General features: G+C 33.9%; 1 protein-coding gene. It reads left to right on the plus strand.

Annotated elements, in window-relative coordinates:
* Window positions 1-136 precede the first annotated feature (136 nt).
* Complete coding sequence (locus L979_RS15365; protein WP_036851100.1) at window positions 137-619, plus strand: hypothetical protein; 483 nt, start codon at window positions 137-139, stop codon at window positions 617-619.
* The last annotated feature ends 41 nt before the right edge of the window (window positions 620-660 follow it).

The raw sequence follows: 660 nt of genomic DNA on the forward strand, positions 1-660 counted from the left end.
ATAAAGAAATGAACAAAGAACATATTTTAGCACAAAAAGAAGTATTGACTCCGATTGAATATGAACACTATGTTAAGCACTTATTTGATATTGGAGAAATTACTAAAGAGCTTTATATTGAATTGAGTTCTGATTTATGAGCAAAGCCTTAGCTATTGACTTTAGCACCTCTAATACTGGTTACGCATTTCGTAATCCTTTGACAAATGAGTATGTAGTCGGTTCAATTGCAGGTGGTAAAAGTAAAGATCCTTTGGAACGTGCCAAGCTTATTGCTGACGGTATAACAGAAATTATTGAGCATTACAATTTATTTGACTACTTTATTTATATTGAAGAACCTATTATCACGTTCAAGTCTAAGGGAAACATCTCATTGATTAGAGCTAACGGTTCATTCTTGGGTGTCATGCGTAACCGTCATAACATTGGCTATGTTGATGTACCAAACAGTAAATGGTGTGGGTATCATCTAATTAAAGGTAAGAGTGCATTGCGAAAAGTACAAAGCATTGAGATACTCAAGAGCTATAACATAGTACCTGATAATGATATCAACGACGACATGGCAGACGCGTTCTGTATCTTACTCTATGTAGAAAGTCAGGAGAATGAATGATTGTAATTAATATTGCCTTGATTATTCTTGGCATTTTATAT

This window comes from Kocuria sp. ZOR0020 (assembly GCF_000800955.1).
In the GTDB taxonomy this organism is placed as follows: Bacteria; Actinomycetota; Actinomycetes; order Actinomycetales; family Micrococcaceae; genus Kocuria; species Kocuria subflava.